This window comes from Pseudomonas sp. 21615526 (genome assembly GCF_013386245.1).
Classification (GTDB): Bacteria; Pseudomonadota; Gammaproteobacteria; order Pseudomonadales; family Pseudomonadaceae; genus Aquipseudomonas.
In genome coordinates this window covers 21,574-44,551 of the sequence record NZ_JACAOM010000032.1, presented here as the reverse complement: position 1 = coordinate 44,551, position 22,978 = coordinate 21,574, and the positions used below count along the sequence as shown (strand labels likewise).

General features: G+C 58.4%; 26 protein-coding genes and 1 tRNA gene. 6 read left to right on the top strand and 21 right to left on the bottom strand.

Going from position 1 to position 22,978, the window contains the following annotated elements:
• From ispG to trmJ, 15 genes are all read right to left on the bottom strand, one after another.
• Complete coding sequence (gene ispG / locus HX786_RS11590) at positions 1-1,110, bottom strand: flavodoxin-dependent (E)-4-hydroxy-3-methylbut-2-enyl-diphosphate synthase (protein ID WP_003209666.1); 1,110 nt, start codon at positions 1,108-1,110, stop codon at positions 1-3.
• 4 nt (positions 1,111-1,114) lie between these two features.
• Entirely contained in the window at positions 1,115-2,107 is a 993-nt protein-coding gene (locus HX786_RS11585; protein WP_177081123.1) for a RodZ family helix-turn-helix domain-containing protein, read from the bottom strand.
• Positions 2,107-2,865: a type IV pilus biogenesis/stability protein PilW gene (pilW, locus tag HX786_RS11580; protein WP_178912084.1), complete on the bottom strand. Its 759-nt coding sequence runs from the start codon at positions 2,863-2,865 to the stop codon at positions 2,107-2,109. Before pilW ends, HX786_RS11585 begins: the two co-directional genes overlap by 1 nt.
• A gap of 12 nt (positions 2,866-2,877) precedes the next feature.
• Positions 2,878-4,026, bottom strand: a complete 1,149-nt coding sequence (rlmN, locus tag HX786_RS11575) for a 23S rRNA (adenine(2503)-C(2))-methyltransferase RlmN (RefSeq protein WP_003209670.1) — start codon at positions 4,024-4,026, stop codon at positions 2,878-2,880.
• 30 nt (positions 4,027-4,056) lie between these two features.
• On the bottom strand, positions 4,057-4,482 hold the full coding sequence (ndk, locus tag HX786_RS11570) for a nucleoside-diphosphate kinase (RefSeq protein ID WP_178912083.1): 426 nt from the start codon (positions 4,480-4,482) through the stop codon (positions 4,057-4,059).
• Positions 4,483-4,574: 92 nt separating this feature from the next.
• Positions 4,575-4,775, bottom strand: coding sequence for a Fe-S cluster assembly protein IscX (iscX, locus tag HX786_RS11565; protein WP_003209673.1), 201 nt, complete (start codon positions 4,773-4,775; stop codon positions 4,575-4,577).
• Positions 4,776-4,789: 14 nt separating this feature from the next.
• Complete coding sequence (gene fdx, locus HX786_RS11560; RefSeq protein WP_003209674.1) at positions 4,790-5,131, bottom strand: ISC system 2Fe-2S type ferredoxin; 342 nt, start codon at positions 5,129-5,131, stop codon at positions 4,790-4,792.
• A 3-nt stretch (positions 5,132-5,134) separates the two neighbouring features.
• The gene (hscA, locus tag HX786_RS11555) at positions 5,135-6,997 is read right to left on the bottom strand and encodes a Fe-S protein assembly chaperone HscA (RefSeq protein ID WP_087695132.1); all 1,863 of its coding nucleotides are present in this window, start codon (positions 6,995-6,997) and stop codon (positions 5,135-5,137) included.
• A gap of 51 nt (positions 6,998-7,048) precedes the next feature.
• Entirely contained in the window at positions 7,049-7,570 is a 522-nt protein-coding gene (gene hscB, locus HX786_RS11550) for a co-chaperone HscB (RefSeq protein WP_008438289.1), read from the bottom strand.
• Between the two features lie 8 nt (positions 7,571-7,578).
• Complete coding sequence (gene iscA, locus HX786_RS11545; protein WP_003209680.1) at positions 7,579-7,902, bottom strand: iron-sulfur cluster assembly protein IscA; 324 nt, start codon at positions 7,900-7,902, stop codon at positions 7,579-7,581.
• A gap of 28 nt (positions 7,903-7,930) precedes the next feature.
• A complete protein-coding gene (iscU, locus tag HX786_RS11540) occupies positions 7,931-8,317 on the bottom strand; it encodes a Fe-S cluster assembly scaffold IscU (RefSeq protein WP_003209682.1) in 387 nt (128 codons plus the stop codon).
• A 102-nt stretch (positions 8,318-8,419) separates the two neighbouring features.
• Positions 8,420-9,634, bottom strand: coding sequence for an IscS subfamily cysteine desulfurase (locus tag HX786_RS11535; protein WP_008438290.1), 1,215 nt, complete (start codon positions 9,632-9,634; stop codon positions 8,420-8,422).
• A 50-nt stretch (positions 9,635-9,684) separates the two neighbouring features.
• A complete protein-coding gene (iscR, locus tag HX786_RS11530) occupies positions 9,685-10,176 on the bottom strand; it encodes a Fe-S cluster assembly transcriptional regulator IscR (RefSeq protein WP_177027913.1) in 492 nt (163 codons plus the stop codon).
• A 302-nt stretch (positions 10,177-10,478) separates the two neighbouring features.
• Positions 10,479-11,264: a serine O-acetyltransferase gene (gene cysE, locus HX786_RS11525; RefSeq protein WP_008438291.1), complete on the bottom strand. Its 786-nt coding sequence runs from the start codon at positions 11,262-11,264 to the stop codon at positions 10,479-10,481.
• Between the two features lie 2 nt (positions 11,265-11,266).
• Complete coding sequence (gene trmJ, locus HX786_RS11520; protein WP_003210307.1) at positions 11,267-12,037, bottom strand: tRNA (cytosine(32)/uridine(32)-2'-O)-methyltransferase TrmJ; 771 nt, start codon at positions 12,035-12,037, stop codon at positions 11,267-11,269.
• 145 nt (positions 12,038-12,182) lie between these two features.
• Here trmJ and suhB point away from each other — a divergent pair, with 145 nt between their 5' ends.
• Complete coding sequence (gene suhB / locus HX786_RS11515; protein ID WP_178912082.1) at positions 12,183-12,998, top strand: inositol-phosphate phosphatase; 816 nt, start codon at positions 12,183-12,185, stop codon at positions 12,996-12,998.
• A gap of 51 nt (positions 12,999-13,049) precedes the next feature.
• Here suhB and HX786_RS11510 read toward each other — a convergent pair whose 3' ends face one another.
• The 6 genes from HX786_RS11510 to queA form a co-directional block, all read right to left on the bottom strand.
• Positions 13,050-13,598, bottom strand: a complete 549-nt coding sequence (locus HX786_RS11510; protein WP_003210309.1) for a glycine zipper 2TM domain-containing protein — start codon at positions 13,596-13,598, stop codon at positions 13,050-13,052.
• Positions 13,599-13,721: 123 nt separating this feature from the next.
• On the bottom strand, positions 13,722-14,636 hold the full coding sequence (secF, locus tag HX786_RS11505) for a protein translocase subunit SecF (RefSeq protein ID WP_003210311.1): 915 nt from the start codon (positions 14,634-14,636) through the stop codon (positions 13,722-13,724).
• Positions 14,637-14,645: 9 nt separating this feature from the next.
• Complete coding sequence (secD, locus tag HX786_RS11500; RefSeq protein WP_003210312.1) at positions 14,646-16,514, bottom strand: protein translocase subunit SecD; 1,869 nt, start codon at positions 16,512-16,514, stop codon at positions 14,646-14,648.
• 62 nt (positions 16,515-16,576) lie between these two features.
• On the bottom strand, positions 16,577-16,915 hold the full coding sequence (gene yajC / locus HX786_RS11495) for a preprotein translocase subunit YajC (protein WP_003175975.1): 339 nt from the start codon (positions 16,913-16,915) through the stop codon (positions 16,577-16,579).
• A gap of 43 nt (positions 16,916-16,958) precedes the next feature.
• Positions 16,959-18,074, bottom strand: a complete 1,116-nt coding sequence (tgt, locus tag HX786_RS11490) for a tRNA guanosine(34) transglycosylase Tgt (protein WP_166742186.1) — start codon at positions 18,072-18,074, stop codon at positions 16,959-16,961.
• A gap of 5 nt (positions 18,075-18,079) precedes the next feature.
• Positions 18,080-19,129, bottom strand: a complete 1,050-nt coding sequence (gene queA, locus HX786_RS11485; protein ID WP_008438293.1) for a tRNA preQ1(34) S-adenosylmethionine ribosyltransferase-isomerase QueA — start codon at positions 19,127-19,129, stop codon at positions 18,080-18,082.
• A gap of 108 nt (positions 19,130-19,237) precedes the next feature.
• Here queA and HX786_RS11480 point away from each other — a divergent pair.
• From HX786_RS11480 to HX786_RS11460, 5 genes are all read left to right on the top strand, one after another.
• A tRNA-Leu gene (locus tag HX786_RS11480) sits at positions 19,238-19,322 on the top strand.
• A 165-nt stretch (positions 19,323-19,487) separates the two neighbouring features.
• Positions 19,488-20,729 (top strand): tyrosine-type recombinase/integrase, encoded by a 1,242-nt coding sequence (locus tag HX786_RS11475; protein WP_178912081.1) that lies wholly within the window; start codon positions 19,488-19,490, stop codon positions 20,727-20,729.
• Between the two features lie 246 nt (positions 20,730-20,975).
• Positions 20,976-21,920 (top strand): hypothetical protein, encoded by a 945-nt coding sequence (locus HX786_RS11470; RefSeq protein WP_178912080.1) that lies wholly within the window; start codon positions 20,976-20,978, stop codon positions 21,918-21,920.
• An 81-nt stretch (positions 21,921-22,001) separates the two neighbouring features.
• A complete protein-coding gene (locus HX786_RS11465) occupies positions 22,002-22,256 on the top strand; it encodes an AlpA family transcriptional regulator (protein ID WP_178912079.1) in 255 nt (84 codons plus the stop codon).
• Positions 22,253-22,558 carry a hypothetical protein gene (locus HX786_RS11460; protein WP_178912078.1) on the top strand — a complete coding sequence of 102 codons (306 nt, stop codon included), beginning with the start codon at positions 22,253-22,255 and terminating at the stop codon, positions 22,556-22,558. The genes HX786_RS11465 and HX786_RS11460 overlap by 4 nt, the downstream gene beginning before the upstream one ends.
• Positions 22,559-22,978 lie beyond the last annotated feature (420 nt).

Here is a 22,978-nt window from a genome sequence, read left to right as displayed (position 1 = left end):
TCAGCCGCGCGCGATAACCGCTGCGTCAGCTTCGACCTTTTCGGCCGCTTTCTGGCGGATCAGCCGTTCCAGCTCATCCACCAGATTGTCATTCGTCAATTTCTGCGACGGCTTGCCGTCGATGTAAATCAGGTTTGGCGTACCACCGGTCAGGCCCACATGGGCCTCTTTGGCCTCACCCGGCCCGTTGACCACACAGCCGATCACCGCGACATCCAGCGGCACCAGCAGGTCTTCGAGGCGTACTTCCAGTTCGTTCATGGTTTTCACCACGTCGAAGTTCTGCCGCGAGCAACTCGGGCAGGCAATGAAGTTGATGCCACGGGAACGCAAATGCAGGGATTTGAGAATGTCGTAACCGACTTTCACTTCCTCTACCGGGTCTGCCGCGAGGGAGATGCGAATAGTATCGCCAATCCCGTCGGCCAGCAGCATACCGAGACCCACCGCAGATTTCACTGTGCCTGAGCGTAAACCGCCGGCTTCGGTGATACCCAGGTGCAGCGGCTGGACGATTTCCTTGGCCAGCAGGCGGTACGCTTCTACCGCCATGAACACGTCGGAAGCCTTTACGCTGACCTTGAAGTCCTGGAAATTCAGGCGTTCAAGGTGTTCTACGTGGCGCAGCGCGGACTCGACCAGTGCGGCCGGCGTCGGCTCGCCGTACTTCTTTTGCAGGTCTTTTTCCAGCGAGCCGGCGTTGACGCCGATGCGAATTGGAATCCCGCGATCACGGGCGGCATCCACCACGGCGCGAACCCGGTCTTCACGACCGATGTTGCCCGGGTTGATCCGCAGGCAATCGACGCCCAATTCGGCCACGCGCAACGCGATCTTGTAGTCGAAGTGGATATCGGCGACCAGCGGCACCTTGACCAGTTGCTTGATGCGGCCAAAGGCTTCGGCAGCGTCCATATCCGGTACGGAAACCCGCACGATGTCGACGCCCGCCGCTTCCAGGCGGTTGATCTGGGCGACAGTGGCCGCCACATCATTGGTGTCGCTGTTGGTCATGCTTTGTACTGCGATAGGGGCATCGCCGCCCACCGGCACCGAGCCGACCCAGATCTTGCGCGATACGCGACGTTTGATTGGAGATTCGCCGTGCATGACTTTATTGTCCCAACTTGAGGCGAGCAGTCTCGCCACTGGTGAACGGCGCCACGTCCACAGGCTGGCCGTTGTAGGCCACTTGCGCGCCACGGGCAAAGCCCAGACGCAGCGTCAAAGGAGGCTTGCCGCCCTGGTCAAGTGTATCTCCCTTACGCTTCAGACCACTGAACAGCACCTTGCCGTTGCCATCGGAGACTTGCGTCCAGCAGTCAGCGACGTAGGTAATTTGTACTCGGCCATCACCGGCGATCAGTACCGGGGTGGTTGGCGCGGAAATCGCCGGGGCGACGGGAGCCGTTGTTGCCGGAGCCTGCGCCGGTACTGCTGGCGTTGCTGGCGTATGAGCTGGAGCAGCAGGCGTCACTGCAACCGCTGGAGCGGGTGCGACGGGTGCCACTGCGGCGGCAGTACCTGCTTCGGGCGCAGGCTGCTCGGCGCTTGGCCCTGCCTCAGGCGCCGCCTGACCCTGGGCCACGGCCTGGTCTTCCGGCTCATCCAACGGATGAATCTGGGTGGTGCCGTCGGCGCTTTCGACTTCGACGTGCTCCATGGCGTTGCTGGACAAGTCCTTGCCACGCTGGGCGGTCTGATCCTGCCACCATACAAAACCACCGCCGATCACGGCGATGAGCAGCAACAGGCTGACAATGCGCAAAATGGTGTGGGAAACCCGCACAGGCTCTTCAATGCGGCCAAGACCATGGACATTGCTGCCCTGGGAATCGGTACCGGTGATTTGGTCGAATTCCTGGACCAATGCAGCCTGGTCGATACCCAGCAACTTCGCGTAGGCGCGGATATAGCCGCGGGCAAAGGTATGCCCTGGCAGCTTGTCGAATGCGCCAGCTTCAAGGTTGCCCAATGAAGTCGTGGTCAAATTGAGCTTGAGGGCCACTTCTGCCAGCGACCAACCATTGCTTTCGCGGGCCTGACGCAAGGTCTCGCCTGGGTTTCCACGATTAGCTGCTACAACTTCCGGGTGCGCCGCTTTCATCATTGCTCCGACAGGTATTGCTGATATTCCGGCGTACCGGGATAGAGTCGTTCGAGTTGCTGGCCAAAACGTGCGGCCTTGTCGCGTTCTTCATGAACCGTCGCCAGGCGCACACCGAGCAATAGACTACGTGCATTTTGCCCGCTCAGCAGGCTAAAACGCTCGTAATAGTCACGTGCCGGCACATAATGCCTGTCTTCGAAGGACAACTCAGCCATTTCGAGCAAGGCCCGTGGCTGGCGCTGGTTCAGGTGCAGGGCTTTTTCCAGTTGCTGGCGTGCGGTGTCGCGCTGGCCGAGAAGCATTGAGGTCACCCCCAGGTTCTCGAAAACCCGCGAACGCTCAGGATAGAGGGTATCGGCCGCAGCCTGCTGGAAATATTCGGATGCCTGGGCATAACGTTTCTGCGCAAACAAAAAACTGCCGTAGTTATTCAGCAGTCTTGGGTCGCCAGGGCGTGTGGCCAGGGCCTTTTGGAAATATTGATCGGCCAATTCGGGCTCGGCCTGGACCTGGAACACCAAGGCCAACGCAGCATTGGCGTCGGCGTCGCTGCCATCCAGCTCGAGGGCTTTTTTCAGCGGCACCTTGGCCTGTTCGGTCATCCCTTGCTGCAAGTACCCCAAGCCCAGCTGCACATAGGCAGCTCGCGCTTCGTCACGGCCCTTGCCGGTTTGCAACGGGCTGTCATGGCCCGATGAAACACAGCCAGCCGCGAGGCTGGCAACAAGCAAAAGCAGCGCAAGGCGCAAGGGCATAGAGATCCTCTCTCAGGTTCGAGTCGCGGCGCTTTGCGGCATATCGTCGGCGGCACTCAATTCACGCACGGCGATATAACGTTCGCTGCGACGGGTGCGATCCAGCACCTGTCCTACCAATTGGCCACATGCCGCATCGATGTCTTCGCCGCGGGTGGTGCGCACGGTGACATTGAAGCCTGCATGGTGCAGTTGATCCTGGAAACGGCGGATGGCGTTGTTGCTCGGCCGCTCATAGCCAGAATGGGGAAACGGGTTAAACGGAATCAGGTTGATCTTGCACGGTACGTTCTTGAGCAACTCGATCATCTCGACCGCGTGCTCGACCTTGTCGTTGATGTCCTTGAGCATGGTGTACTCAATGGTCAACACACGCTTTTCGCCCAAGGTCGCCATGTAACGCTGGCAAGATTCGAGCAGCATCTTAAGCGGATACTTCTTGTTGATCGGCACCAATTGGTTACGCAATGCGTCATTCGGTGCGTGCAGCGACAACGCCAGGGAGACGTCGATGTGCTTGGCCAGCTCATCGATCATCGGTACCACGCCGGAGGTCGACAGGGTCACGCGGCGCTTGGAGATACCGTAGCCCAGGTCGTCCATCATCAGGTGCATGGCCGCGACAACGTTGTCGAAGTTCAGCAGCGGCTCGCCCATGCCCATCATCACCACGTTGGTGATGGCACGGTCGGCGGTCGCCGGGATGCTGCCGAACGATTTATTGGCAATCCACACCTGGCCGATGACTTCGGCGGCGGTGAGGTTGCTGTTGAAACCTTGCTTGCCGGTGGAGCAGAAACTGCAGTCCAGGGCACAGCCTGCCTGGGACGAAACGCACAGAGTGCCGCGTTTGCCCTGGGGAATGTACACGGTCTCGACGCAGCTGCCGGACGCCACGCGCACCACCCACTTACGGGTGCCGTCGGTGGAAATGTCCTCGCTGACCACTTCGGGGCCGCGAACTTCGGCAATGGCCTTGAGCTTGTCGCGCAGGGCCTTGCTGACGTTCGTCATGGCGTCGAAATCATCGACGCCAAGATGGTGAATCCACTTCATTACCTGAGCGGCACGAAAACGCTTCTCCCCGATTGAGTCGAAGAATTTTTCCATTTCCTGTTGAGTCAGACCCAGCAGGTTGGTTTTTGCAGTCAATGTAGTCATGGATTCACCTTCGCTCTTTTAAGCCAATGCTTAGCGAGCGGTTACTTCAGTAGCAGCGAAAAAGTACGAGATTTCGCGGACAGCAGCGGCTTCGGAGTCCGAACCGTGAACGGCGTTGGCGTCGATCGATTCAGCGAAGTCAGCACGGATGGTGCCGGCAGCAGCTTCTTTAGGGTTGGTAGCGCCCATCAGCTCACGGTTCAGAGCGATAGCGTTTTCGCCTTCCAGAACCTGAACAACAACAGGGCCGGAGATCATGAAGGCAACCAGGTCGCCGAAGAAACCACGAGCGCTGTGCTCAGCGTAGAAGCCTTCAGCTTCAGCCTTGGACAGTTGCTTGAGTTTCGAAGCTACAACCTTCAGGCCGGCTTTTTCGAAACGAGTGGTGATCTCGCCGATGACGTTTTTTGCAACAGCGTCAGGCTTGATGATGGAGAAAGTACGTTGAACAGCCATGGTGTAACTCCAGAAACGGTAATTTGCGAAAAATTAAACCCGCGAATTATACGCGGGTTCTTGGGTATTGCCTAACTGCGTAAAAAGGCGATTCAGTCTGCTTCTTCGATCCACAGGCCTTGTATCGCCTCAAGAACCTTTTCGCCACCCCGATCCGGGATGTCGTCAAATTCCGGCAGCTGCATCACCAGGTTGCGCAACTTGACGAAGTTCACCGACAGAGGATCGACATCCGGGTGAGCTTCAGCAAGTTGTATAGCGATTTCTTGTACATCAACCCATTTCAGGCTCATGACATTTCCTTGAATCAATGCGGCGCTTCGGCGGCATGGTTGAGCGAATACTTCGGAATCTCGACGGTGAGGTCTTCTGTTCCCACTTTTGCCTGACAGCTCAATCGCGACGTCGGCTCAAGGCCCCACGCCCTATCAAGATAGTCCTCTTCCAGCTCATCAGCCTCTTCCAGGCTATTGAAACCTTCGCGAATGATGCAATGGCACGTGGTACAGGCGTTAACGCCGCCGCAGGCGCTTTCGATCTCGATGTGGTTATCGTGAGCGACTTCGAGAATGGACTTGCCGGTCTCAGCCTCCACAACCATACCGTCCGGGCAATGCTCGGCGTGTGGCAGAAAAATGATCTGCGGCATCAGTTAATCCTCAAGTTCGTTCAAGTTGCGGCCCGCCAGGGCGGCTTTCACCGTCTGGTCCATGCGACGGGCGGCAAAGGCATCGGTCACTTGCGACAGGCGCTTGGTCTGTTGCTCGATGGCGTAACCATCGGTGCCTTTCATCAATTCAGCCAGTTCCTGCATTTGCAGGTCGATGACCATGCGCTCTTCGGCATCCAGCAGACGCTCGCCGTCAGCTTCAAGGGCGCCCTGCACCGCTTCGAGCAGGCGCTGGGCGTCGACTTGCTGCTCACGCAGCACGCGGGCGACCTTGTCGTCACCGGCGTACTGGAACGAATCCTTGAGCATCTTGGCGATTTCGCCGTCGGTCAGGCCGTAGGACGGCTTGACCTGGATGCTGGCTTCAACGCCGGAGGCCAGTTCGCGAGCGGCAACGCTGAGCAAGCCGTCGGCGTCGACCTGGAAGGTCACGCGAATCTTCGCCGCACCAGCCACCATCGCCGGAATGCCGCGCAATTCGAAGCGCGCCAGGGAACGGCAGTCGCTGATCAGCTCACGCTCGCCCTGCAGCACATGAATCATCATGGCCGTCTGACCATCTTTGTACGTGGTGAAGTCCTGGGCGCGGGCAACGGGGATGGTGGTGTTGCGTGGAATCACCTTCTCCATCAGGCCGCCCATGGTTTCCAGCCCCAGGGACAACGGGATCACGTCGAGCAGAAGCAGTTCGCCACCATCACGCTTGTTACCGGCGAGGGTATCGGCCTGGATCGCGGCACCAATGGCCACCACTTGATCCGGGTCGATTTCAGTCAGCGGCTGACGGCCGAAGGCTTCAGCGACCGCCTCACGAACACGCGGCACGCGGGTCGAACCACCCACCATGACCACGGCGACCACGTCTTCCAGCTCGACACCGGAATCACGCACGGCGCGGCGGCAGGCTTTCAGGCTGCGGGCGACCATCGGTTCGATCAACGAATCGAACGCTTCGCGGGTCAGTTGAGCCGACCAGCTACCGTAGGAAACTTCAACCGACGCAGCGTCAGTCAGCGCTTCTTTGGCGGCACAGGCAGTTTGCAGCAAATTACGTTGCGCACCCGGGTCCAGGTCGGCAGACAAGCCGGCACTGGTGATGATCCAGCCAGCAATGGCGTGATCGAAGTCATCGCCACCCAGAGCGGTATCGCCACCGGTAGCCAACACTTCGAAGACACCGCCGGTCAGGCGCAGGATCGAAATATCAAAGGTACCGCCGCCCAGGTCGTAAATAGCCACCAGGCCTTCGGCGTGCTGATCCAGACCGTAAGCCACAGCGGCTGCGGTCGGCTCGTTGAGCAGGCGCAGCACGTTCAGGCCGGCAAGTTTCGCCGCATCCTTGGTGGCCTGGCGCTGAGCGTCATCGAAATATGCAGGAACAGTAATCACCGCACCTACCAGTTCGCCACCCAAGGTGGTCTCGGCGCGCTGGCGCAAGACCTTGAGGATATCGGCCGACACTTCCACCGGGCTTTTCGGGCCCTGGATCGTGTCGATGAACGGCATATGTGATTCGCCGCCGACAAAGCGGTATGGAAGCTGGTCGCCCAGCTGCTTGACGTCGGACAAACCACGACCCATCAAGCGCTTGACCGACAGCACGGTATTCAAAGGATCGGTAGACGCCGCCAGCTTGGCCGACTCGCCCACTTCGGTGCGGTCAGCGTGATAACGCACGGCAGACGGCAGGATGACTTGGCCATCCGCGTCGGGCAGCGGCTCGGAAAGACCGCTGCGCAATGCAGCGACCAGCGAATTGGTAGTGCCCAAGTCAATCCCGACCGCCAGACGACGCTGGTGCGGTTGAGGACTTTGACCGGGTTCGGCGATCTGCAGTAGGGCCATGGTAATCAGGACTTATCTGTATATCAGGCGTGCAACCTGGGCGGCACTGGGTTAATCGTCGAGGCGCTCTTCTAACTGGCGCACTTCGTAGGTGAGCTTGTCGAGGAACTGCATGCGCCGCATCAGGCGTTCGGCCTGTTCACGTTGCGCTGCATCATCCCAACAGGCTGCGAAGCTTTCGTTGAGTTCATCCTGGGCCACTTTCAGACGGCGCTTGAACACTGCGACTCCGGCCAGATCAGCCTCGTCCTGCAGTTCTTCAAGCTCCTCGCGCCATTGCATCTGCTGCATCAGGAAATCAGGGTCCTGGACCGTAACTTCAAGCGGCAGCTCGCGACCGCCCATCGCGAGCAGGTAGCGCGCGCGTTTGGGAGGGTTCTTGAGCGTCTGATAGGCTTCGTTGAGGCTGGCTGATTGCTCCAGCGCCAGGCGTTGCTCACGCTCGGAAGCGTCAGCGAAGCGGTCCGGATGCACCCCACGCGCCAATTCACGGTAGCGCGTGGCAAGCTGTTCAAGGTCCAGTCGAAAACTCGGCTGCAGCTCGAACAAAGCGAAATGACAAGGAGTACCCACAATCAGCCTCAGATGTTGAAGCTTTCGCCGCAGCCACATTCACCGCGTACGTTGGGGTTGTTGAACTTGAAGCCTTCGTTCAACCCTTCCTTGACAAAATCGAGTTCGGTGCCGTCCAGGTAGGTCAGGCTTTTCGGGTCGATGATCACTTTTTCGCCGTGACTCTCGAACACCTGATCTTCCTCGACCACCTCGTCGACAAACTCCAGCACGTAGGCAAGGCCGGAACAGCCCGTGGTGCGAACACCCAGACGAATCCCCTCACCTTTACCGCGCCCATTCAGGGAGCGGCGAATGTGCTGCGCAGCCGCTTCTGTCATGCTGATAGCCATCGTGACTCCTTACTCGTCGCCAAATTGCTTAGATCAAGCCTTTCTTCTGCTTGTAGTCGCGAACGGCCGCCTTGATGGCGTCTTCTGCGAGTACCGAGCAGTGGATTTTCACTGGCGGCAAGGCCAGCTCTTCGGCCAGCTGGGTGTTGCTGATAGTCACAGCCTCATCCAGGGTCTTGCCTTTCATCCATTCGGTCGCCAGGGAGCTGGAGGCGATGGCCGAACCGCAACCGTAGGTCTTGAACTTGGCGTCTTCGATAACGCCAGCTTCGTTGACCTTGATCTGCAGGCGCATAACGTCGCCGCACGCCGGAGCGCCGACCATGCCGGTGCCGACATCAGGGTCTTCCGCGTTCATCTTGCCGACGTTGCGCGGGTTTTCGTAGTGGTCGATGACCTTTTCGCTGTAAGCCATGGTACTGAATCCTCACTCATCAGGGCCGCTCTGGAGCCCTGTAAACACGCCTGCGTTTTCCGCCACGTCTTTACAGAGCCTTTTGGGTGGCGGCTTCTATATTTAGTGTGCCGCCCACTCGATCTTGGAAATGTCGACACCGTCCTTGTACATGTCCCACAGCGGGGACAAGGTACGCAGCTTGGTGACGGCCTCGCAGACTTTCTGCGCGGCGTAGTCGACTTCTTCTTCGGTGGTGAAACGGCCGAATGTAAAGCGGATCGAGCTGTGAGCCAGTTCGTCGTTGCGGCCCAGGGCGCGCAGGACGTAAGACGGCTCAAGGGAAGCCGAGGTGCAGGCCGAGCCGGACGAAACCGCCAGGTCCTTGAGCGCCATGATCAGCGACTCGCCTTCGACGTAGTTGAAGCTCAAATTCAGGTTGTGCGGTACACGGGCGGTCATGCTGCCGTTGATGTACAGCTCTTCAAGGTGCTCGACCTGCTTGTAGAAGCGATCGCTCAGGGCCTTGATGCGCACGTTTTCGGCAGCCATGTCTTCCTTGGCCACACGGAACGCTTCGCCGATGCCGACGATCTGGTGGGTCGCCAGGGTGCCCGAACGCATGCCGCGCTCGTGACCGCCGCCGTGCATGGTGGCTTCGATACGTACGCGAGGCTTGCGGCTCACGTAGAGGGCGCCGATGCCTTTAGGTCCGTAGGTCTTGTGGGCAGAGAACGACATCAGGTCGACTTTCAGTTTCGACAGGTCAATATCGACCTTGCCGGTGGACTGCGCAGCGTCGACGTGCAGCAACACACCCTTGGAGCGGGTCAGCTCGCCGATGGCGGCGATGTCGTTGATGGTGCCGATTTCGTTGTTCACGTGGATCACGGAAACCAGGATGGTGTCTTCACGCATCGCGGCTTCGATCATCGCAGGGGTCACGATACCGTCGGTGGTTGGCTCGAGGTAGGTAACCTCAAAACCTTCACGCTCCAGTTGGCGCATGGTGTCGAGGACAGCCTTGTGCTCAATCTTGGTGGTGATCAGGTGTTTGCCTTTGGTCGCGTAGAAATGCGCCGCACCCTTGATTGCCAGGTTGTCGGACTCGGTGGCACCGGAGGTCCAGACGATTTCACGTGGGTCGGCATTCACCAGGTCAGCGACCTGGCGACGAGCGTTTTCCACTGCTTCTTCGGCTTTCCAGCCGAAAACGTGGGAACGGGACGCCGGGTTACCGAAGTTTCCGTCAACCAGCAGGCATTCGCTCATCTTTTGCGCGACACGCGGATCAACCGGGGTGGTCGCTGAGTAATCAAGGTAAATCGGCAATTTCATGGACTTTCTCCTAAATCAGGCTGGCTGGCGTGCCGTTAGCTCTTCGGCTGTCACTCGACGGCGGACGCTTCAATCTTGTCCAGACGCGGCGCCTTGGTGTTGCAACGGCGCTGGTCCTGACGCTGGGCTACTTCTTGCACCTCACGGCGAGTCACAAGATCAGCCAAGCTGATACCACTCAAAAACTCATGGATCTGCAGGCTCAGGTCACACCACAAGTGGTGCGTAAGGCAGGTGTCGCCTGCGTGGCAATCACCCAGGCCCTGGCATTTGGTGGCATCGACGGATTCGTTCACCGCGTCGATCACCTGGGCGACCTGGATGCCCTGCATCTCGCGGGACAATTGATAGCCGCCGCCTGGACCACGAACGCTGGAAACCAGATTGCTGCGGCGCAACTTGGCGAACAACTGCTCGAGGTAGGACAGGGAAATGCCTTGGCGCTCGGAGATATCGGCCAGGGACACCGGCCCATTTTGCGCGTGCAAGGCCAGGTCAAGCATGGCGGTCACCGCGTATCGGCCTTTTGTAGTCAGTCTCATGGACAAGTACCAAGGTGTTTCAGAATGGGAGCAAGTATGCGATTCCCGAGTATTTAAGTCAACTATAAGACCTAGTACTTTAGTCAGGAATACCCGTAAAAAGGGCGCGCGAATCATAGCAGGGCGGGACGGGATGGACCAGCGGGAACAGGGCCAAGCGGGAATTCGGGGCTAATGAAGGTCAAAATGTGGGAGCGGGCTTGCTCGCGAATGCGGTGATTCAGTCAATATATTCGGTGACTGACGCGCAGCTTTCGCGAGCAAGCCCGCTCCCACATGGGTTTTGCAGTGATTGCGAGACTTCAGCCAGCCTTGGTGGCGGCACTTTCGTCCTTGATCTCGGCGAAGTCTTCCTTGCGCAGCTCAGGCAGATCCTTGGCGCAGTAGCTGCTGCCGAGGTCTTTCAGGGCACCGCACATACCATCCAGCTTGCCGTCCACCGCTTGCAGGTGATCCAGCAACTGACCGATGGCACGCGCTACCGGGTCAGGCATGTCTTCGCTGACGCCATAGGCATCGAAGCCGATCTTCTCGGCCATGGCCTTGCGCTTGGCTTCCTGCTCATCACCCACTTCCGGCTTGACGATGATCCGCCCGGGAATGCCGACAACCGTTGCGCCAGGCGGTACAGCCTTGGTCACCACAGCATTGGAGCCGACCTTGGCGCCCGCACCGACGGTAAACGGACCGAGCACCTTCGCGCCCGCCCCGACTACAACGCCATCTTCCAGCGTAGGGTGGCGCTTGCCTTTGTTCCAGGTTGTGCCACCCAGGGTCACGCCCTGGTACAGGGTCACGTCATCACCAATCTCGGCGGTCTCGCCAATAACGATGCCCATGCCGTGGTCGATAAAGAAACGACGGCCGACCTTGGCGCCCGGATGAATCTCAATCCCGGTCAACCAACGGCCGAAGTTCGACACCAGCCGCGCCAGCCATTTCCAGCCCATGCCCCACAAGGCGCCGGACAGGCGATGGATCCAGATCGCGTGCATGCCCGGGTAGCAGGTCAGCACTTCAAAGGCGTTGCGCGCCGCCGGGTCACGGTGGAAAACACTCTGGATATCTTCTCGCAAACGCTCGAACATTTTTAATCCTTCCGCTTAAGAAGCTCGCCACGGGCCGCTTTCTGGGTTTCCGTGAGGATGCCACGCAATATATTCATTTCTGCCCGGCTGACCGAGCTGCGTCCGTATAGCCGGCGCAGACGCGCCATCAAGTGCCGCGGTTTTTCCGGATCGAGGAACTCGATGGCCACCAGGGTTTGCTCCAGGTGCTCATAGAATCGCTCCAGCTCGTCCATGGTGGCCAGTTCGCCACTCTTGGTCGATGCAACCTCATCCTTTTCAACCTTGCTTGGCTGGCCTTCAGCAGCCAGCCAGGCCATGCGCACTTCATAGCTCAACACCTGCACCGCTGCCCCGAGGTTCAGCGAACTGAACTCAGGGTCTGATGGAATGTGCACGTGATAATGACATCGCTGCAGCTCTTCATTGGTCAGGCCGGAGTCTTCACGGCCGAATACCAAGGCGATTTCAGCGCCGCCGGCGGCCTCTTCCACGACTTTGGTCCCGCATTCGCGAGGATCCAGCAGCGGCCAGGGGATGCGACGGTCGCGAGCGCTGGTGCCGAGCACGAGGTTGCAGCCGACCAGGGCGTCTTCCAGAGTGGCAACGACCTGGGCTTTTTCGAGGATGTCATTGGCGCCGGACGCGCGCGCATCGGCCTCGTGGTGCGGGAACACCCGCGGCTCCACCAGCACCAGGCGCGTCAGCCCCATGTTCTTCATGGCTCGCGCCACGCCGCCGATATTGCCGGGATGACTGGTATTGACGAGGACGACACGAATGTTTTGCAGCAAGGGAGGCGCTCTCGGACACGGGAAAGGGGAGCAAATCTTACAGAACAGCCTAAGGTTATGCCATGAAAGGTAACGTCGTCCTTCACCTGAAGAAAGTTTCTGCTAGAATGCTCGGCTTTCTTTAACAACCTTAGGTGACACATCCATGCAGCCCATGCTGAATATCGCGCTGCGCGCCGCCCGCAGCGCCAGTGAATTGATCTTCCGCTCCATCGAGCGCCTGGATACCATCAAGGTCGACGAAAAAGACGCCAAGGATTACGTATCCGAGGTGGATCGCGCCGCCGAGCAGAAAATCATCGACGCGCTGCGCAAGGCCTACCCTACCCACGGCATCCTCGGTGAAGAAACCGGCCTGCGCAAAGGTAGCGGCGAAGGCGAAGACTACCTGTGGATCATCGACCCACTGGATGGCACCACCAACTTCCTGCGCGGCATCCCGCACTTTGCCGTGAGCATTGCCTGCAAATACCGTGGCCGTCTGGAACACGCCGTTGTGCTGGACCCGGTTCGCCAGGAAGAATTCACCGCCAGCCGTGGCCGTGGCGCCCAGTTGAACGGTCGCCGCCTGCGCGTCAGCGGTCGCACCAGCCTCGACGGCGCCCTGCTGGGTACCGGCTTCCCGTTCCGTGACGACCAGATGGACAACCTGGAAAACTACCTGGGCATGTTCCGCGCCCTGGTTGGCCAGACCGCCGGCATCCGTCGCGCCGGCGCAGCCAGCCTGGACCTGGCGTATGTCGCTGCCGGCCGTTTTGATGCGTTCTGGGAGTCGGGCCTGTCCGAGTGGGACATGGCTGCAGGCGCACTGCTGATTCAAGAAGCGGGCGGCCTGGTGAGCGACTTCACCGGTGGTCACGACTTCCTGGAGAAGGGTCACGTGGTTGCCGGCAACACCAAATGCTTCAAGGCAGTCCTGACGGCGATCCAGCCGCACCTGCCGGCTTCGCTGAAGCGCTAAGCGAGCGAGCACAAAAAAGCACCCCTCGGGGTGCTTTTTTTATACCTGGGATTACTGCTGCGGCTGGTTCTGACCGATAACCAGGCGCCCCTCCTTGTCGACGGGGATCTGGTTGCCTGGATCACGATCCATGCGCACGGAGCCTTCCTTGCCGTCCAGGGTGTAACGTACGTCGTACCCGACAACCTTGTCGCTGATGTCATTAACGGTATTACAACGAGTTTGCGTGGTGGTGTAGGTATCGCGGTTCTGCATGCCTTCCTGAACCTTGTTACCAGCGTAACCGCCACCGACCGCACCGGCCACGGTGGCCAGCTTCTTGCCATTACCGCCGCCGACCTGATTACCCAACAGGCCGCCCGCCAGCGCACCGACCACCGTACCGACGATCTGATGCTGATCCTGCACAGGTTTCTGCCGGGTTACGGCAACATCCTTGCAGACTTCACGCGGGGTTTTAATCTGGGTTTTCACCGGCTGCACCGCCAGCACTTGCGCATACTCAGGGCCGCTTTTTACCAGGCTGTAGGTGGCAACAGCACCCCCGGCAGTCACACCGACAGCACCCAATACCGCACCAACCAGTAACGACTTGTTCACGTGAACCTCCTGACCATCACAAACGGACCGAACGATCCGCGCTATACCCAGCCTTGGAGCAAAAAAAAAGGCGCGAGTTCAATACTCGCGCCTTATTTGTAACAGCAGATCAACAATCACCCATCAAGGGCGGTCGTCGACCTCCTTGCCGGTGCTGGCAGGAGGGATCAAGTCTTCGCTGTTGAGGTTCAGCCAGATCAGTACCACGTTGGCGATGTAGATCGACGAGTAGGTACCCGCCAGCACGCCGATGAACAGCGACAGCGAGAAGCCCCACAGGTTGTCGCCACCGAACACCATCAGTGCGGCAATCGCCAGCAAGGTGGAGATCGACGTCGCCATGGTGCGCAGCAGGGTCTGGGTGGTGGAGATGTTGATGTTCTCGATCAACGTCGCCTTGCGCAGCACCCGGAAGTTCTCACGAACCCGGTCGAATACCACGATGGTGTCGTTGAGGGAGTAGCCAATGATTGCCAGCACCGCCGCCAATACCGTCAGGTCGAAGGTGATCTGGAAGTAGGCCAGGATACCCACGGTCACGATCACGTCGTGGATCAGCGACACAATGGCGCCGACACCGAACTTCCACTGAAAGCGGAAAGCCAGGTAGATCATGATGCCGACCAGCGCCATCAGCATGCCGAGGCCGCCTTGGTCACGCAGTTCTTCACCTACCTGCGGGCCCACGAACTCGACGCGCTTGACCGACGCCGGGTTGTCGCCGCCGACCTTCTGCAAGGCCTCGGCTACCTGGTGACCCAGTTGCGGGTCTTCGCCCGGCATACGCACCAGCAGGTCAGTGGTTGCACCAAAGCTCTGGACGATGGCTTCGTGATAGCCGGCCTTGACCAGCTCGTTGCGCACCAGGCTAACGTCGGCCGGCTTCTCGTAGGTCAGCTCGATGAGCGTACCGCCGGTGAAGTCCAGACCGTAGTTCAGGCCCTTATGGAACCAGCTGAACAACGCCAGAACGGTAAGGAGCATGGTGAAGCCGAACGCAACGTTGCGAACGCCCATGAAGTTGATTGTACGTAACATGGCAGCCCCTTAAATCCACAACTTCTTGAAGTCACGTCCGCCAAAGATCAGGTTGACCATTGCGCGGGTCACCATGATGGCCGTGAACATCGAGGTAAAGATACCGAGGGACATGGTCACCGCAAAACCTTTGACCGGGCCGGTGCCCATGGCAAAGAGAATCCCGCCGACCAACAGGGTGGTCAGGTTGGAGTCGAGAATTGCAGTAAATGCCCGGCCGAAGCCTTCGTTGATTGCCCGTTGCACGGTCATGCCCGCAGCAATCTCTTCACGAATCCGCGAGAAGATCAGTACGTTGGCGTCAACCGCCATACCCATGGTGAGTACGATACCGGCGATACCTGGCAGGGTCAGCGTTGCACCCAGCAGCGACATCAGGGCCAGCAGCATCACCATGTTGCCCGCCAGCGCGACGGTGGCGATGACGCCGAAGAAGCGATAGATGGCGATGATGAACAGGGAGACGAACAGCATGCCCCACAGTGCAGCGTCGATACCCTTGGTGATGTTGTCAGCACCCAGGCTCGGGCCGATGGTACGTTCTTCAGCGAAGTACATCGGGGCGGCCAGGCCACCGGCACGCAGCAGCAGCGCCAGTTCGGATGACTCACCCTGGCCGTTCAGGCCGGTGATGCGGAATTGAGCACCCAGCGGCGACTGGATGGTCGCCAGGCTGATGATCTTCTTCTCTTCTTTAAAGGTCTGTACCGGCACGTCTTTCTCGACGCCGTCGACCACTTGCTTGGTGTAGGTGGTGACAGGACGCTGCTCGATGAAGATCACCGCCATGCTGCGACCGACGTTGCTGCGGGTTGCGCGGCTCATCAGTTCGCCGCCGTGGCCATCCAGGCGGATGTTCACTTCAGGCGTACCGTGCTCGCCGAAACCAGCCTTGGCGTCGGTCACCTGGTCACCCGTAATGATCAAGCCACGCTCGATCAGTGCAGGTGGACGATTGCCTTCACGGAACTCGAACTCTTCTGCAGTAGCACGGGTAGCACCCGGCTCAGCCGCCAGGCGGAATTCCAGGTTGGCTGTTTTACCCAGGATACGCTTGGCTTCAGCGGTGTCCTGCACGCCCGGCAGTTCAACCACGATGCGGTTGGCACCCTGGCGCTGAACGATCGGCTCGGCCACACCCAGCTCGTTGACGCGGTTACGTACCGTGGTCAAGTTCTGCTTGATCGAGTATTCACGGATTTCCGCCAGCTTGGCCGGGGTCATCGCCAGACGCAGTACCGCCTGACCATTGAGGTCGGCCGGAACAATGTCGAAATCGTTGAAGTTCTTGCGGATCAGCGCACGGGCCTGTTCGCGGGTTGCTTCGTCAGCAAAGCCCAGCTGGATGGCACCGTTGAGCTGCGGCAGGCTGCGATAACGCAGGCGCTCTTTACGCAGCAGGCTCTTCACATCGCCTTCGTAGACTTTCAGGCGAGCGTCGAGGGCCTTGTCCATGTCCACTTCCAGCAGGAAGTGCACACCACCGGACAAGTCCAGACCCAGCTTCATCGGGTGTGCGCCGATCGCGCGCAGCCATTTTGGCGTGGTCTGTGCCAGGTTCAGTGCGACGACGTAGTCATCACCCATGACCTTGCGCACAACGTCTTTTGCCGGCAATTGGTCTTCTTGCTTGGTCAGGCGCAACAAGCCGCCCTTCGCATCAGCAGCCAAACTTGCCGCTTTAACCTGGATACCCGCGTCGGTGAGCGCTTTGCTCGCACGGTCCAGATCAGCCTGATTGACCTGCAGCGCAGTGCTGGCGCCAGTGATCTGGATAGCCGGGTCATCAGGATAGAGATTGGGAGCGGAATAAATAAAACCGATCGCCAGCACCGCCAGGATCAGTACGTATTTCCACAGAGGGTATTTGTTCAGCATCACGCCGCCCGCTTATAACGCGGGGCGCCTTGCGCGCCCCGTCGATTGGTAAAGGTTGTTACTTAGATCGCTTTGAGCGTGCCTTTTGGCAGCGTGGCAGCGATGGCGCCCTTCTGGAACTTCATTTCTACGGTGTCGGAGACTTCCAGAACCACGAAAGCGTCGGACACTTTAGTGATCTTGCCGGCGATGCCGCCAGTGGTCACGACTTCGTCGCCTTTCTGCAAGCTGCCCAGCAGGTTCTTCTGCTCTTTGGCGCGCTTGGCCTGTGGACGCCAGATCATCAGGTAGAAGATGACCAGGAAGCCGACCAGGAAAATCCACTCAAAACCACCGCCCATAGGACCGGCAGCGGCCGGTGCAGCGGCATCAGCCATGGCATTAGAGATAAAAAAGCTCATTTAGCACTCCAGTTGCAAATAGTGAATCTTAGGGTCGGAAAACTCAGTCCAAGGGCGGCACAGGCAGCCCGCGCTTGGCATAGAAGGCATCGACGAAGGCGGCCAATGTACCCTGTTGAATAGCCTCGCGCAAACCAGCCATCAGGACTTGGTAGTGACGCAAATTGTGGATGGTATTCAACATGCTACCCAGCATTTCCCCACACTTGTCCAGATGGTGCAGATAAGCGCGCGAGAAGTTCTGGCAGGTGTAGCAGTCACAGGTAGGATCCAGCGGCGATTCATCATGGCGATGGAACGCGTTACGGATCTTCAGCACGCCTGTATCGATGAACAGATGCCCATTGCGGGCATTACGGGTTGGCATCACGCAATCGAACATGTCCACACCGCGGCGCACACCCTCTACGAGATCCTCCGGTTTGCCAACGCCCATAAGGTAACGAGGTTTGTCAGCCGGCATCAGGCCCGGCAGGTAATCCAGCACCTTGATCATCTCGTGCTTGGGCTCGCCCACCGACAGGCCGCCGATGGCCAAGCCGTCGAAGCCGATCTTGTCCAGGCCGTCCAGCGAGCGCTTGCGCAAGCTTTCATGCATGCCGCCCTGCACGATACCGAACAGGGCAGCGGTGTTATCGCCATGGGCGTTTTTCGAGCGCTGGGCCCAACGCAACGACAGTTCCATGGAAATCCGCGCGACGTCTTCATCGGCCGGGTACGGCGTGCACTCGTCGAAAATCATCACGATGTCGGAGCCCAGGTCACGTTGCACCTGCATCGACTCTTCCGGGCCCATGAACACTTTGGCGCCGTCCACCGGGGAGGCGAAGGTCACGCCCTCCTCCTTGATCTTGCGCATGGCGCCCAGGCTGAACACCTGGAAACCACCGGAGTCAGTGAGGATCGGGCCTTGCCACTTCATGAAGTCATGCAGGTCGCCATGCTTCTTGATCACTTCGGTGCCCGGGCGCAGCCACAGGTGGAAGGTGTTGCCGAGGATGATCTCGGCGCCCGTGGCGACGATGTCACGCGGCAGCATGCCTTTTACCGTGCCGTAGGTACCGACCGGCATAAAAGCCGGGGTCTCGACGGTACCGCGAGGGAAAGTCAAACGGCCGCGGCGAGCTTTACCATCCGTGGCCAGCAATTCAAACGACATACGACTCATGATTGTTCCTCTGGGCCGCGCGGCGCCGGATTACGGGTGATAAACATCGCATCACCGTAGCTGAAAAAACGGTATCCGTTATCGATGGCGGCTTGATAAGCGGCCATGGTCTCGGGATAACCGGCAAATGCCGACACCAGCATCAACAGCGTGGATTCCGGCAAATGGAAATTGGTCACCAGGGCATCGACCACATGAAACGGCCGGCCCGGGTAGATAAAGATGTCTGTGTCGCCACTGAACGGCTTGAGCACGCCATCGCGCGCCGCGCTTTCCAGCGAGCGCACGCTGGTCGTACCGACCGCCACCACCCGCCCGCCGCGCGCCTTGCACGCTTCAACCGCATCCACGACGTCCTGGCTGACTTCCAGCCACTCGCTGTGCATATGGTGGTCTTCGATGTTATCCACACGCACCGGCTGAAACGTGCCGGCCCCCACGTGCAGGGTCACATAGGCCGTTTCAACGCCTTTGGCGGCAATCGCATCCAGCAGCGGCTGGTCGAAATGCAGCCCCGCCGTCGGTGCAGCCACCGCGCCCAGTCGCTGGGAATACACCGTCTGATAACGCTCGCGGTCCGAGTCTTCATCCGGGCGGTCTATATAAGGAGGCAACGGCATATGGCCGACGCGTTCCAGCAGCGGCAACACTTCTTCGGCAAACCCAAGCTCGAACAACGCATCATGACGGGCCAGCATTTCTGCTTCGCCACCGCCATCGATAAGGATCTTCGAACCCGGTTTCGGCGACTTGCTGGAGCGCACATGGGCCAGCACGCGATGGCTGTCCAGCACCCGCTCCACCAGAATTTCCAGCTTGCCGCCGGATGCTTTCTGGCCAAAAAGGCGAGCCGGAATCACCCGGGTATTGTTGAAAACCATCAAGTCGCCTGGGCGTAAATGCTCAAGCAAATCAGTGAATTGACGGTGTGCGAGGGCACCGCTGACCCCGTCCAGGGTCAGCAGTCGACTGGCGCGACGCTCGGCCAAAGGATGGCGAGCGATCAGCGAATCAGGGAGCTCAAAAGTAAAGTCAGCAACGCGCATGATGGGGTTCGTCTAGCAGGGCCGGGAAGTCTAGCGGAAATAGTGAAAATTGACCATGAAACGTGATTGACCAACGGTAATCTCATCTCTATACTTCGCCGCCATTGAGCCCTGATGGCGGAATTGGTAGACGCGGCGGATTCAAAATCCGTTTTCGAAAGGAGTGGGAGTTCGAGTCTCCCTCGGGGCACCATATAGCAGTATCTGAAAGTCTCTACCAGGCTCTCAGCACCAGAGAAACCGGCCACTTGAGCCGGTTTTTTTGTTTCTGGCTATCTACCTCTGTATCCCCTTATCCGTTGTATCCCTGTATCCCTGCTTGTATCCTGAGAAAAATACCGAACTTTGGGATACAAGGATGAAGCGCGCAGATATCAAGCGCCGCCCTCTCGCAGACACAACGCTTGTAGGGCTGGAGCCGGAGTCAAAGGAATACCGGGAGCTAGACGGTAACGGCCTCTACTTCAGGGTCAAACCTGATGGTGGTAAATCCTGGCAGCTACGCTACAAACGTCCGGCGGGCAATTGGGCTTGGATGGGGCTCGGGGGTTACCCAGAGGTCAGTGGTGCGCTGGCAAGAGACAAAGCTGCCGATCTACGCAAAGTAGTGAGTAGTGGCGCCGATCCCCTGGAGCAGAAACGATCCGCTAAAGCTGCAATTGATGCGGCCAAGGCCCGAACGTTTCGAGCTGCCGCTGAAGCTTGGCTCAAGGCCAAAGAAGAAAAGGGCCTCGCACTCTCTACCATTCACAAAATCCGCACCTACCTCGACAAGGACATACTCCCGGCATTGGGAGATAAGCCCCTCGACGAAATCACCCGCACCGACTGTGCAGATCTCCAGGCGTCCCTAGAAGCTAGAGACGCTCACAACGTGGCGGAAAAGTGCCGCACCTGGATCAACCAAATCTTCGGTCGAGCAATTGGTTTAGGACTCACCGAAAACGATCCGGGCAGCCGCCTTCGCGACATTGCTGCCCAGGCACCCAAGACTCAGCAGCATCCACACTTGCTGGAGCCTGAACTGGCTGAATTCCTCCAAGCACTCAAAAACACTCCGAGCAGACTGACGGCACGCACCGCCGCATGGCTTTGTATCTGGACGGCGTCCCGCCCAGGCATGGTCCGCTTGGCTGAATGGAAAGAGTTCGACCTTGAGAAGGCCATTTGGACGACGCCTGCTGCCAAGATGAAGATGCGCCGGGATTTTGTATGCCCCCTTCCCCACCAAGCCGTTACAGCACTGAGGGACCTGCACTGTTTAACGGGACGGAGTCGCTGGCTTTTCCCCGGCGTCGGAGCAAAGAACCCAACCATCAGCGAAAACACAATCAACAAAGTCTTCGCTACCATCGGCTACAAAGGGCGTCTAGTAGGACACGGTACTCGACACACCGCGAGCACGTTACTTCGAGAACATGGCTGGCCGAAGGAACATGTTGAAGCGCAGTTGGCTCACAAAGAGGAAGGCGTCTCAGGGGTATACAACAAGGCCCAATACTTTGAGCAACGCGTAAAAATGATGCAATGGTACGCCGATCACCTTGATTCCCTAGAGGCCGGAAATGTAGTGCAAGGTCAATTTGGGAAGGCCATGTGAAGCCGTCAACCCTATACCCCTTCAAAAATGGTGTTACGGGTGTTACGCGTGTTACGCCAACCAATAACCCATTGTATTTATTGAATATATTTAGCGTTACACGCACTGCAAAGCTTCTGAACGCCACGTGTTACATCGAGCAGTCGTGTTACAGAAAAGCCACGCCCTCAACCCTGCTGGCATTGGCGCCTCCACCTGCAAATCGCTGTAACAGCCTATCGGCTCCGGGGCGGCGGGGAGATCTAAATGGACTTTGAGCGGGGCATTGAGGCAGAAGAGCTCGAACTCGAAATCGCAGGTTTCGACGTAACGTGCCTGGTGTGGGATCAGGACGATGTCGAGGCAGCCGTTCGCAGTCTTGCGCTGTTTCCGCAGTTCAACGAACACTTCAAAAGTGCTTTCGATCTGATCAACACAGCCACATCGTTCTGGCTTGAGGAGGATTCCTACTCCCCAGGTGCAGAATCGATCACACGAACCCTTTACCCCTTACGTGATGCCATCTACGACCATGCCGACTCTGCGGAAGCAGGCTCGTTGCCAAGCGTGATTCGAGGGCTCCTTCGGGTCAGCCGTTCCGCAGCAGACTCACAGCTCGTGGCTACCTACGCCCTGGTACTTGGAACGCAGGCCGTTGAGACGCTCGCAAATTGGCTATTCGACCTTGAACTCGCGACCTACGACATTGATGCAGACCTGATAGAGCAGCTGAAACATGACTCACCTCGCCAGTATCTTGCCCTGATCGAAAAAGAGCGGGACCGCAGTAGCGGAAACGAAATCCGAGCACGAGAAGACTTCGCTACGTTGTTAGGTGAGGCGAACCAGGCTTTGTTGATGGCGAGCCTTTATCGTCAAGTGGAGCAGATGGATGTGTTTAAAAAAGGCTTCAACACATCAAGCCTGATGCATCGAATTCTCGACGACGCCTTGTCGACAAAGGCGACGAGAAGGGGCCAGGAAGCCGGTAAGGGGAACCGAGATCCCAGCTCAAAAATACAGACCGACACAGTGGATAGACGAGCAAAAATCAAGGCGGCTGCTGAGCAAATCATTAACGGTCGGAAAATTGAAATGCGAAGTCTTTCCGATGCTGAACTGACCAATATTCTTTCCAAACGGGAAGGCCTCGGCACAAAAAAAACCATTCGAGAGCACTTGACCGCTCTGGGCCTTAGACCTCTGAAATAAAAAGGGAGCGGACACAGTCCACTCCCGTTCCCCTGCGTAGCGTATGACCCGTTGTCTCAATTAACAAAGGGTTAGCTCGCTATGACTACCGTATTAAAAGCAATTCCCTCGCATGATCCCTCCATGACCCTCATTCGCATGCCCGAGGTCATTTCAATCGTAGGGCTCGCACGCCCGACTATCTACAAGCTGATGCGTCAACCTGAAAGCGGATTCCCGTTGCCAGTAAAGCTGAGTAAGAGCAATGCCCGAAGTGCTCCGGTCGCGTGGGTATTGGGGGAAGTTCAGGCATGGACCCGAGCACGCATCGCTGCCCGCGATCAGGTGGCAGCATGAAGAATCGTGTCGCCAATAGGGCCATCTTGCAGCCCTTTTCTGTACTCAAAACAGTCGGATTTACGCCTCGGTGGATGCAACGCTTCGAACGCCACCGTACAGAGCAAAAACGCCTGAGTCGGGACGTTTTGGTGATGCGCTGGGCAGACGGCATCTGGTGCGCATTGTCATTTCCTTGCCAAGCCCCGCAAGCAATCATCGTCGACGAAGGCCAACAAATCGACGCCTACGAAGATGCACGCGCCTGCCTCGAAGGCGACCTTTTGCCCTTTGTTTCCCTGAGCTGGGAAGTCCATGCCTGAAACGAAAACGCCCCCGGCGGCAACCGGAGGCGTTGAGGTAAATCTACATGCCTGATCAATTTATTCCGCATCAAAAAAATCTGCAAGCGTTGCGGACAGTTGCACTTTCAAAAAACGGGCGTTACTCTCTGACCGTCGCTGCAAATTCAGCGATCGGGTTTGGCGACCCGAGTACATGCAGGCGCACAGGCGCCCCCATACCGATTGCAGGCGCTTTTTTTGTGCCCGCATTCCTGCTTTATGGCGGCTGTGCGTGGGAGACCTTCGGGTCTGCCGGGGTCCTGTATGCCCGGTTCGCCAACCTGCGCACAGCTGCCACCCTAATTCGTTTGGCGACGATCAGTGGCAGCTCCTCACATACAGGAGCTTCACCAAATGCACGCCCTCAATCCGTCCAAAATTCGCGCCGCCGCTCATCGA

Excerpts from the sequence above, each read along its gene's own strand:
- suhB (WP_178912082.1), top strand. The coding sequence starts at position 12,183 with ATGCAGCCCATGCTGAATATCGCGCTGCGCGCCGCCCGCAGCGCCAGT.
- secD (WP_003210312.1), bottom strand. The coding sequence starts at position 16,514 with ATGCTGAACAAATACCCTCTGTGGAAATACGTACTGATCCTGGCGGTG.
- tgt (WP_166742186.1), bottom strand. The coding sequence starts at position 18,074 with ATGTCGTTTGAATTGCTGGCCACGGATGGTAAAGCTCGCCGCGGCCGT.
- ndk (WP_178912083.1), bottom strand. The coding sequence starts at position 4,482 with ATGGCTGTTCAACGTACTTTCTCCATCATCAAGCCTGACGCTGTTGCA.
- iscR (WP_177027913.1), bottom strand. The coding sequence starts at position 10,176 with ATGAGACTGACTACAAAAGGCCGATACGCGGTGACCGCCATGCTTGAC.
- iscU (WP_003209682.1), bottom strand. The coding sequence starts at position 8,317 with ATGGCTTACAGCGAAAAGGTCATCGACCACTACGAAAACCCGCGCAAC.
- yajC (WP_003175975.1), bottom strand. The coding sequence starts at position 16,915 with ATGAGCTTTTTTATCTCTAATGCCATGGCTGATGCCGCTGCACCGGCC.
- cysE (WP_008438291.1), bottom strand. The coding sequence starts at position 11,264 with ATGTTCGAGCGTTTGCGAGAAGATATCCAGAGTGTTTTCCACCGTGAC.
- queA (WP_008438293.1), bottom strand. The coding sequence starts at position 19,129 with ATGCGCGTTGCTGACTTTACTTTTGAGCTCCCTGATTCGCTGATCGCT.
- iscA (WP_003209680.1), bottom strand. The coding sequence starts at position 7,902 with ATGGCTATCAGCATGACAGAAGCGGCTGCGCAGCACATTCGCCGCTCC.
- ispG (WP_003209666.1), bottom strand. The coding sequence starts at position 1,110 with ATGCACGGCGAATCTCCAATCAAACGTCGCGTATCGCGCAAGATCTGG.
- rlmN (WP_003209670.1), bottom strand. The coding sequence starts at position 4,026 with ATGACTACATTGACTGCAAAAACCAACCTGCTGGGTCTGACTCAACAG.
- HX786_RS11460 (WP_178912078.1), top strand. The coding sequence starts at position 22,253 with ATGAAGAATCGTGTCGCCAATAGGGCCATCTTGCAGCCCTTTTCTGTA.
- HX786_RS11475 (WP_178912081.1), top strand. The coding sequence starts at position 19,488 with ATGAAGCGCGCAGATATCAAGCGCCGCCCTCTCGCAGACACAACGCTT.
- fdx (WP_003209674.1), bottom strand. The coding sequence starts at position 5,131 with ATGCCGCAGATCATTTTTCTGCCACACGCCGAGCATTGCCCGGACGGT.
- secF (WP_003210311.1), bottom strand. The coding sequence starts at position 14,636 with ATGTTACGTACAATCAACTTCATGGGCGTTCGCAACGTTGCGTTCGGC.
- HX786_RS11535 (WP_008438290.1), bottom strand. The coding sequence starts at position 9,634 with ATGAAATTGCCGATTTACCTTGATTACTCAGCGACCACCCCGGTTGAT.
- hscA (WP_087695132.1), bottom strand. The coding sequence starts at position 6,997 with ATGGCCCTACTGCAGATCGCCGAACCCGGTCAAAGTCCTCAACCGCAC.
- HX786_RS11470 (WP_178912080.1), top strand. The coding sequence starts at position 20,976 with ATGGACTTTGAGCGGGGCATTGAGGCAGAAGAGCTCGAACTCGAAATC.
- HX786_RS11465 (WP_178912079.1), top strand. The coding sequence starts at position 22,002 with ATGACTACCGTATTAAAAGCAATTCCCTCGCATGATCCCTCCATGACC.
- HX786_RS11585 (WP_177081123.1), bottom strand. The coding sequence starts at position 2,107 with ATGAAAGCGGCGCACCCGGAAGTTGTAGCAGCTAATCGTGGAAACCCA.
- iscX (WP_003209673.1), bottom strand. The coding sequence starts at position 4,775 with ATGAGCCTGAAATGGGTTGATGTACAAGAAATCGCTATACAACTTGCT.
- pilW (WP_178912084.1), bottom strand. The coding sequence starts at position 2,865 with ATGCCCTTGCGCCTTGCGCTGCTTTTGCTTGTTGCCAGCCTCGCGGCT.